The organism is Rhodococcus sp. (in: high G+C Gram-positive bacteria), assembly GCF_049299235.1.
GTDB lineage: Bacteria > Actinomycetota > Actinomycetes > Mycobacteriales > Mycobacteriaceae > Rhodococcus.
In genome coordinates this window covers 1-8,941 of sequence record NZ_JBAQXC010000153.1, presented here as the reverse complement: position 1 = coordinate 8,941, position 8,941 = coordinate 1, and the positions used below count along the sequence as shown (strand labels likewise).

Below are 8,941 nucleotides of genomic sequence, written 5' to 3'. Positions count from 1 at the left end.
GCCCGGCGGTTCCGGACGGGCGGCCGAAGATGCGGGCCGACGACGGATCGACGGCGGGCCGATACACCGGCCGTGGTTCCAGCCGCGGCGCATCCGCCGGCCGTTCGATCGCTGCGGTGGCGACGGTGCTGCCGGCTTCGGCGGCGGGCCGCCCCGGTTGCTCGGCGGCGGGCCGCCCCGGTTGCTCGGCGGCGGGCCGCCCGGACTGTATTGATTCCGCCTTCACGCGTGTCCGTCTCCCCCGTCGTGGTCAGTCACGGTGCCCAGTATCACCGATAGCCCAGTATCACCGATCGCGGCGGCGGTGCCACTACCGACTCCGCCACGGCTGGTCGCGGCGGGCGGCTTCGGGTGTCAACGGCGCCTGCGGATCGACCAGCGTCGTCCCACCGGCCACACCTGATCCTGGCCCGACAGCAGCGACGGTGTGTTGCGCGCGGGCATGTTCTGAAGATGGGTGGGAATGTCGGTGAGCGCGCCGAGCAGCGAACTCGGCATCTGCGGGGCCTGAAGGGCGGCGTTGCGCAAGGCGTGCCGGGCCTGTTGCTGCGCGTCGACCTCGGCGGCGCACTCTGCGCAGACAGACAGGTGTTGTGAGGCACGGAGGTACGCGTTCATCCGCAGTTCGCCGTCGACGTATGCCGCGACCGCTTCGCTCGCGAGATGTTCGGTGGATCCGAATTGTCTGGGCGGGTACGCCATCGTCATCAAACCCTCCTGGCGGCTACCCCGCACGGACTCGGCCGGACTCGTTCTCCGCATTCTCACGGAGATGCTCGCGCAGCGCTTGGCGACCTCGGTGGATGCGGCTGCGCACCGTTCCGAGCTTGACGCCGAGTGTGGCACCGATCTCCTCGTACGAGAGTCCTTCGATGTCGCACAGCACCACCGCCGCACGATACTCCGGCGCGAGCGAATCGAGCGCAGACTGCAGGTTCGCATCGAGACGCGCGTCGTGATAGATCTCTTCCGGATTCGGGCCTTCCGCGGGAACTCGGTCGTAGTCCTCGGGTAGCGCTTCCATCCGGATGCGGTTCCGCCGGCGCACCATATCCAGAAACAGGTTCGTGGTGATGCGGTGGAGCCAGCCCTCGAACGTGCCGGGCTGGTAGTTCTGGAGCGATCGGAACACTCGGATGAACGTGTCCTGGGTGAGGTCTTCGGCATCCTGTGCGTTCCCGGACAGACGGTAGGCAAGCCGGTACACGCGGTCACCGTGCTCACGGACCAGTTCGTCCCACGACGGCATCGACGCACGGTCACCGGTAGCGTCGAACACCGCGGTGCCGCTCAGGTCGGCGACGTTCTCACCGCTGTTGTCGAGAACACCGCCATCGAGAACACCGGCGGCGGGAGCAGTGGAATCACGGAGCCGGGGGTTGTCGCTTGTGTAGGTGTCGACCATGTGGATCGCTGGATCCTCCTCTTCGGGACCGCTGATCGAGAATGTGTCACGTACCCCGTCGAACGCCTGGGGCAGCCGGATTGTTCCCGGCCGGTGCGTGACCGCCGTCGATCGGTGCCGCGCGGTCTGCTGTGCGTCGTGACTTCACCCTCCCCGATCGCCATGTGTCGCCCATGTGAGTAACCTGAGGCGGGCCTGAGAATTCCTCCCCCCGGTCGTGCGCGCCTGCCTGCGCCGACGCCGCCTCGACGCTAGCCTCGACCCGTGCAGACCAATGCCGAACGGATCCTGGCCCACGCCGAGAATGTCGTCGTCGAAGACGAGCAGCTCGTCGCGGCGCGGGAACGTGCCGTGGACCTGGGCGCCGATCCGATCTCTCCGTCGGTCGGCGCCGCTCTTGCCCTGTTCGCCCGCATGCTCGATGCGAAGACGGTCGTCGAAATCGGGACCGGTGCCGGGGTGAGCGGATTGTGGCTGCTCCACGGCCTACGCGAGGACGGTGTGCTCACCACCATCGACAGCGAGCCCGAACACCAGCGTGCCGCGAAGGACGCGTTCCGCGAAGCGGGCATCATGGCGTCGCGTACCAGACTCATCAACGGCCGCGCCCTGGATGTACTGCCGCGGCTCGCCGACTCGGCGTACGACTTGGTCTTCGTCGACGCCACCCCTGCCGATCACCCGCACTACGTGCGCGAGGGCGTTCGCCTGCTGCGTCCCGGTGGTGTCCTGGTCCTGCACAATGCGCTGCTCGGTGGTCGTGTCGCCGACCCTGCCGAACGGAGTGCGACGGTGCTGTCGGTCCGGGACGCGGCACGCGCGGTGTCCGCCGACGATCGCCTCGCTCCCGTCGTGCTCCCCCTCGGGGACGGCCTGCTGTGCGCGGTGCGGATCAGCTGACCGGCTGCGGCCTCAACTCTCAGATCCACACGCCCTTGCCGATGGCGACGACCCCTCCGTTGCTGACCGCGAACCGCTGACGGTCGCGCTCGAGGTCGACCCCGATGATCTCGCCGTCACCGACGACGACGTTCTTGTCGAGGATCGCGCGCCGTACCACCGCGCCCTTGCCGATCCGCACACCCGGCATGAGCACGCTGCCCTCGACGGTGGCACCGTCCTCGACCATGACGTTCGAGCTGAGCACCGAGTTGCGGACGGTCGCGGCGGACAGGATGCTGCCGGCCCCGACGATCGATTCCTGTGCGAGTCCACCCTGCACGAACTTCGCGGGCGGCAGATTCTCGGCGGCGCCCCGGATAGGCCAGCGCTTGTTGTAGAGGTTGAAGATCGGGTGCACGGACACCAGGTCCATGTGTGCGTCGTAGAACGCGTCGAGCGTCCCCACGTCCCGCCAGTAGGCCCGGTCTCGTTCGGTGGCGCCCGGAACGACGTTGTCGTTGAAGTCGTAGACGTGTGCGGCCCCCTGCGCAACGAGCGCCGGAATGATGTCGCCGCCCATGTCGTGGTCGGAGTCGGCGTTCTCGGAGTCCGCACGCAGCGCCTCGACGAGCACCTTGGTCGTGAACACGTAGTTGCCCATCGATGCGAACGTGACGTTGGGGTCGTCGGGGGTACCCGGCGGATGCGCGGGCTTCTCCAGGAACTGGGTGATGCGACCCTGTTCGTCGCTGTCGATGCAGCCGAACGCGAAGGCCTCGCTGCGCGGCACCCGGATCCCGGCGACCGTGACCCCGGCTCCGGACTCGATGTGCTGGCGCACCATCTGCTCGGGGTCCATGCGGTAGACGTGGTCGGCGCCGAACACCACGATGTACTCGGGGTCTTCGTCGTACACCAGGTTCAGCGACTGCAGGATCGCGTCGGCGCTGCCGGTGTACCAGCGCGGTCCGAGTCGCTGTTGCGCGGGAACCGGCGTGATGTATTCACCGGTGAAACCGGAAAGCCGCCACGTTTGAGAGATGTGCCGGTCCAGCGAGTGCGACTTGTACTGCGTGAGCACGCAGATGCGCAGGTAACCCGCGTTCACCAGGTTACTCAACACGAAGTCGATCAGTCGGTACGCTCCGCCGAACGGCACGGCCGGCTTGGCCCGGTCCGCGGTCAACGGATACAGGCGTTTGCCCTCGCCGCCGGCGAGCACGATTCCAAGCACATGTGGCTGGCTCCTCACACAGTCAACCTATCCGCCGCCCCCCGGTGCCGCCAGCTATGCGACATTTCGGCCCTGGAACGACCCCGGTGGCCGGAACCTCGCCGGCCGGATAGTTTGAGCGGGTGCGGGTAGCAATGATGACGCGGGAGTACCCGCCTGAGGTCTACGGCGGGGCCGGGGTGCACGTCACCGAACTCGTCGCACAGCTGCGCAGACTGTGCGAGGTGGACGTGCATTGCATGGGCGCGCCCCGCGAGGGTGCGTTCGTCCACGATCCGGATCCGGCGCTCGCCGGTGCGAACGCCGCGTTGACCACGCTCTCGGCGGAGCTACGGATGGCGCACGCGGCGGGCGGAGTCGACGTCGTGCACTCGCATACCTGGTATTCCGGCCTGGCCGGGCACCTCGCGGCCGAACTCTACGACGTGCCCCATGTCCTCACCGCCCACTCACTCGAACCACGGCGGCCGTGGAAGGCCGAGCAGCTCGGCGGCGGCTATCGCATCTCGTCGTGGTCGGAACGCAATGCCGTGCAGTACGCCGACGCGATCGTCGCGGTCAGCGCGGGGATGCGGCTCGATGTTCTCGACGCCTACCCGTTCGTCGACCCAGCCAAGGTGCACGTGGTCCGCAACGGTATCGACACCAGGGTGTGGCATCCCGGACCGGCGGAGGGAACCGAATCGGTGCTCGAGCGGCTCGGGGTCGATCCGGACCGGCCGATCGTCGCGTTCGTCGGTCGCATCACCCGGCAGAAGGGCGTCGGCCACCTGGTGGCGGCGGCGCACCACCTCGATCCGGAGATCCAGCTGGTGCTGTGCGCGGGCGCTCCGGACACTCCGGAGATCGCCGCCGAAACCGAACGGGCGGTCGCGGAACTGCGACGTCATCGCGGCGGTGTGTTCTGGGTACAAGAAATGTTGCCCACCGAGTCGGTTCGCGAAATACTCTCGGCAGCAAGAGTATTCGTTTGCCCTTCGGTATACGAACCGCTCGGGATCGTAAACCTCGAGGCGATGGCCTGCGAAACCGCGGTGGTCGCGTCCGATGTCGGCGGCATTCCGGAAGTCGTCGCCGACGGCGTCACGGGACGGCTCGTGCACTACAACTCGTACGAACCGCAGGTCTTCGAGCGATCCCTCGCGGCCGCCATCGACGAGGTTGCACTCGACCCGGATCTCGCGGCCCAACTCGGCCGTGCCGGCCGCGACCGCGCGATCGCAGAGTTCTCGTGGGCGCAGATCGCGCGGCAAACGCTCGCCGTCTATCAGGACCTCACCACGCGCGGTTGACCGGATTCCGGCCGGTTCGCTTCAGTCGCGGCGGGTCCAGACCGACACGGCGACCGACGCCGTCACCGTGAACGGTTCCGGCAGCCCGGCGAGTAGCGCCGCGCGCCGATCCGCTGTGACGTGGTGGGCCGAGGGCCCCATCCCGACGAGCAGCGCGAGGTCGGGGTGCGGCAATGCCATCGAGAAGCGCACCTCGCGACGGTCCGCACGGTCGAAGCCACCGGACAATGCCGCGCCGAGACGCTGTGCCTTGCGGTCGTCGACCTGCACCATGCCGGGCAGGGCAACCAGTTCCCGCAGATGCTCACTCGTCGGTGTGACAACGACGAGCCTGCCGCCGGGTTCTAGAACCCGATGGGTTTCGGCTGCATTGCGCGGCGCGAAGATCGACAGGACGTGACTGACGGAACCGGACCGCACCGGAAGCTGGCGCCACGCATCGGCGAGCACGGCGCCGACCCGAGGATGGCTGCGTGCGATGCGGCGCACGGCGGGCTTCGAGACGTCGACGCCGATGCCGCGCGAGTCCGGCAGCTCGTCGAGCACGACGGCAAGGTACTGGCCGGTTCCCGCACCGACCTCCAGGACCCGAGCAGCAATGGTTCCGGACGCGCCGCATGCCCGCGCGGCAGCGTGACGGATCGGGTCGTAGTGGCCGGCGGCGAGGAAGTCGCCACGTGCTGCGATCATGTCGGCGGTGTCGCCGGAGAACTTGGTCGCGGCGCCGGTGAGGAGCGAGACGTAGCCCTGCTTCGCCACGTCGAAGTTGTGGCCTCTCTCACACAGTAGGGCGGAGCCGCCGAGATCCGACCTGTCGAGATCCAGCCTGTCGAGTTCCACACCGTGACCGCACTGTGGGCATGCGAGCAGGTCGATCACCGCATCGAGCATCGACACTCCTCACAGGTCGACAATTGGTCGCGACACGAGACGGTCCGGGACACGAGACCGTCCGGGACACGCGACCGGGCCCCGCGCACCGAGGAACGCAGGGCCCGGATCATCCGCAATCGGACAGATCAGCTGGTAACACTCTTGAGTTCGTCACCGAGGGCCGCAGCCTCGTCCGGTGTGAGCTCGACGACCAGACGTCCGCCTCCCTCGAGTGGAACCCTCATGACGATTCCTCGTCCCTCTTTGGTTGCTTCGAGGGGACCGTCCCCGGTCCGGGGCTTCATGGCCGCCATCCTCTGCTCCCTCCAAATCTGCGCTCACGCCTGAGCGCCTGGGTTACCGTTGTGCCCGGACAGTTTATCGGTGGGCTCGACTTCTCATTCTTCCCTATCCGGGCAGCGACCGGGTAGCTGCCTCCGGTGTGGCTCCCCTGCCTCTGGTCAAGCGTCCATGTGGACCCGGCAATCCAGGAGATGGTCGTCGACCATTCCGGTCGCCTGCATCAACGCATACGCGGTGGTCGGGCCCACGAACCGGAAACCGCGGCGTCTGAGTTCGCGGGCCATCGCAGTGGACTCGTCGGTGATCGCGGGGACCTGCGCGACCGTCTCCAATCGCGCCGTGCGACGCGGCGGAGCGAACGACCACAACAGGCCGTCGAGGTCAGTCCCGGTCAACTCCAGCACCACCCGGGCGTTGGCGATCGCGGCCTCGATCTTGCGCCGGTTCCGGACGATTCCGGAATCGGCGAGCAGTCGGTCCACATCGGCTTCACCGAACGCGGCGACCGCATCGACGTCGAATCCGGCGAACGCCTCCCGGAACGCCGCACGTTTGCGCAGGATCGTCAGCCACGACAATCCGGACTGGAACGCCTCGAGGCAGAGACGTTCGAACAGCTCGTCACGGCCGTGTACCTCCCGGCCCCATTCCTCGTCGTGGTAGTCGCGGTACAGGGTCGAACCGGGCACGTCGACCGCCCAGGGGCACCGCACCCTGCCCTCGGCGCTCATCGTGCATCGTCCGATCCGAAATCCGGCTTCTCACCGCGCGCAGCCACGGCGCGCGCAGCGACGGCATCGGTCGCGATCGCCTCGGTTTCGGCGTCCGCATCGACATGCTTCGCATCCCAACCTGCCTGACGGTCGCCCACCTGCCCGCCGCTCACCGGCTCGACCACCTCGACGTCACCTGCCGGCGACTCCGGATCGCTCTCGTACTCGGCGAGGCGGACGCGCAAACCGTCGATCTCGCGTGCCAGGCGGTCCAGCGCCCAGTCCACTTCGGAGGCCTTGTACCCCCGCACCACCTGCTGGAAACGCAGGTCGCGCACATCGACTCCGGTGACGTTGTCGGCGGGCAACACGGTCGCCGTCGCCCCCGGAGGTATCGGCGCCAAGGCTTCTCCTCGGCCGAACACGGCGCTCGCGGCGGCGAACAACACCGCGCCGACAACCACCATGACGACGACATACAGCAGAACCGTCAGCATGATCCGATCTTGGCACGGACCACCGACATCAGATCCCGGGGCTGCCGGTCACGGTGTTCATCGGCGGCCGATCGGTCAGCTCGACGTGCCGTGCGACCGGCACGAACGAGTCGCCGTCGACGAGAAACTGAGTCAACGGCGCACCGGAATCGGGGATACCGCAGCGGCGCAGCATCGTGCCGATGATCTGCCGGCTCATGACACCGAGATCCGACAGCGGCCGGTTCCGGTGCTTACGGACACCGAGATTGACCTGCGCGACCGCGCCGAGCCCGAGCCGATCGTAGGTGTCGAGGAGCAGGGCGATCTCGACACCGTAGCCGGACGCGAACGGGATCGAGGTCAGCAGTTCGCGGGTACCCGCATATTCGCCGCCGAGCGGCTGCAGGATGCAGGTGAGTTCGGGGCGCAGTGCCGCCAGCAACGGGCGCGCCACGAGTTCGGTGACCCGACCGCCGCCGTTCGCGTCTTCGGTACCGCTGAGCCGCAACGGCCGCCGGTAGTAGCCCTTGACGAGGTGGACACCGTCACCGAGCAGCAACGGGCCGAGCAGCTTCGGCACGAACGCCGGGTCCGGTGCGATCAGATCCGAGTCGACGAACACGATCAGGTCGCCTGTGGTGACTGCGAGCGAACGCCACAGCACCTCGCCCTTGCCTGCGATCGGATCGATCCCCGGCACGGCCTCCTCACGGGACAGCACGCGTGCACCCGCTGCGCGTGCACGTTCGGCGGTGGCATCGGTCGAGCCCGAATCCAGCACGATCAGTTCGTCGACAAGGCCACCGAGGAGCGGGTGGATGGTGTCCACGACTCCACCGACGGTTTTCTCCTCGTTCAGCGCGGGAAGCACCACCGACACGGTGCGTCCGGCCTTCGCGCGCTCGAGTTCGGCGACGGTCCAGCCGGGTTGGTCCCAGCTGTTGGTCTCGTCCCAGGTGCGGACCGGCGCGCTCATGCGAGCCCCCTGGTCGTCCGGGCCGGCGGGCGGGTACCCGCGATCGCCGCGACCATGTCGACGACCCTGCGGGTCGCGGCGACCTCGTGAACGCGAAACACCCGTGCGCCGGCCGCGGCGGCCAGTGCTGTCGCTGCCAATGTGCCCTCCAAGCGGTCGGCGAGTTCCACCCCGAGAGTCTCCCCGACGAAGTCCTTGTTGCTCAGCGCCATCAGCACCGGCCACCCGGTTTTCACCAGAACGTCGACACGGCGCAACAACTCGAGGCCGTGATAGGTGTTTTTACCGAAGTCATGGGTCGGATCGATGAGGATCCCGTCCGCCGCGACTCCGGCGCGGGCCGCGTTCTCTGCTGCGGTGACCACCTCGGCCGTCACCTGACCGACGATGTCGCGGTAGCGCACCCGGTGCGGTCGTGTCCGCGGCACCGCGCCGCCGGTGTGCGAACAGACGATTCCGGCGCCGAGGTCGGCCGCGACCGCGACGAGGTCCGGGTCGGCGCCCGCCCAGGTGTCGTTGATCAGGTCGGCACCTTCGGCGACCGCGCGCCGGGCCACGTCCGATCGCCACGTGTCGATGCTGATGATCACGTCCGGATAGCGGGCTCGGATCGCCGCGACGAACGGCACGACCCTCCGGGTCTCCTCCGCCGTGTCGACGACATCACCCGGTCCGGCTTTGACGCCGCCGATGTCGACGAGATCTGCGCCCTCCGCGACGGCTCGGTCGACCGCGGCCAGCGCCGCGTTGTCCGTGAACGTCGCGCCGCGGTCGTAGAACGAGT

At 68.0% G+C, this 8,941-nt stretch carries 11 protein-coding genes and 1 pseudogene; 2 read left to right on the top strand and 10 right to left on the bottom strand.

Annotation, left to right across the window (positions count from 1 at the left end; genetic code table 11):
* The 3 genes and pseudogenes from WAX14_RS09570 to sigE all read right to left on the bottom strand — a co-directional run.
* A pseudogene (locus WAX14_RS09570) lies at positions 1-226 on the bottom strand (serine protease); the annotation flags it as partial.
* 128 nt (positions 227-354) lie between these two features.
* On the bottom strand, positions 355-708 hold the full coding sequence (locus tag WAX14_RS09565) for a zf-HC2 domain-containing protein (protein ID WP_422627849.1): 354 nt from the start codon (positions 706-708) through the stop codon (positions 355-357).
* 16 nt (positions 709-724) lie between these two features.
* Entirely contained in the window at positions 725-1,405 is a 681-nt protein-coding gene (gene sigE / locus WAX14_RS09560; RefSeq protein ID WP_422627848.1) for an RNA polymerase sigma factor SigE, read from the bottom strand.
* A gap of 264 nt (positions 1,406-1,669) precedes the next feature.
* On the opposite strand from sigE, the gene WAX14_RS09555 reads away from it, so the two are divergent.
* Positions 1,670-2,305 carry an O-methyltransferase gene (locus WAX14_RS09555; RefSeq protein WP_422627847.1) on the top strand — a complete coding sequence of 212 codons (636 nt, stop codon included), beginning with the start codon at positions 1,670-1,672 and terminating at the stop codon, positions 2,303-2,305.
* A 19-nt stretch (positions 2,306-2,324) separates the two neighbouring features.
* Here WAX14_RS09555 and glgC read toward each other — a convergent pair whose 3' ends face one another.
* On the bottom strand, positions 2,325-3,539 hold the full coding sequence (glgC, locus tag WAX14_RS09550) for a glucose-1-phosphate adenylyltransferase (RefSeq protein WP_422627846.1): 1,215 nt from the start codon (positions 3,537-3,539) through the stop codon (positions 2,325-2,327).
* Between the two features lie 104 nt (positions 3,540-3,643).
* Between glgC and glgA the strand changes: the two genes are divergently transcribed.
* Positions 3,644-4,813, top strand: a complete 1,170-nt coding sequence (gene glgA, locus WAX14_RS09545; RefSeq protein ID WP_422627845.1) for a glycogen synthase — start codon at positions 3,644-3,646, stop codon at positions 4,811-4,813.
* A gap of 21 nt (positions 4,814-4,834) precedes the next feature.
* Here the strand turns inward: glgA and WAX14_RS09540 are convergent, their stop codons facing one another.
* From WAX14_RS09540 to folP, 6 genes are all read right to left on the bottom strand, one after another.
* Entirely contained in the window at positions 4,835-5,704 is an 870-nt protein-coding gene (locus WAX14_RS09540) for a methyltransferase domain-containing protein (protein WP_422627844.1), read from the bottom strand.
* Between the two features lie 128 nt (positions 5,705-5,832).
* On the bottom strand, positions 5,833-6,000 hold the full coding sequence (locus WAX14_RS09535; protein WP_011211259.1) for a DUF3117 domain-containing protein: 168 nt from the start codon (positions 5,998-6,000) through the stop codon (positions 5,833-5,835).
* Between the two features lie 147 nt (positions 6,001-6,147).
* A complete protein-coding gene (locus WAX14_RS09530; protein WP_422627843.1) occupies positions 6,148-6,720 on the bottom strand; it encodes a DNA-3-methyladenine glycosylase I in 573 nt (190 codons plus the stop codon).
* Positions 6,717-7,199, bottom strand: coding sequence for a DivIVA domain-containing protein (locus WAX14_RS09525; RefSeq protein ID WP_422627842.1), 483 nt, complete (start codon positions 7,197-7,199; stop codon positions 6,717-6,719). Before WAX14_RS09525 ends, WAX14_RS09530 begins: the two co-directional genes overlap by 4 nt.
* Before the next feature lie 28 nt (positions 7,200-7,227).
* Positions 7,228-8,157, bottom strand: a complete 930-nt coding sequence (locus WAX14_RS09520; RefSeq protein WP_422627841.1) for a glucosyl-3-phosphoglycerate synthase — start codon at positions 8,155-8,157, stop codon at positions 7,228-7,230.
* A partial coding sequence (gene folP, locus WAX14_RS09515) for a dihydropteroate synthase (protein WP_422627840.1) occupies positions 8,154-8,941 on the bottom strand: 788 nt, incomplete at its 5' end. The genes folP and WAX14_RS09520, both read right to left, overlap by 4 nt.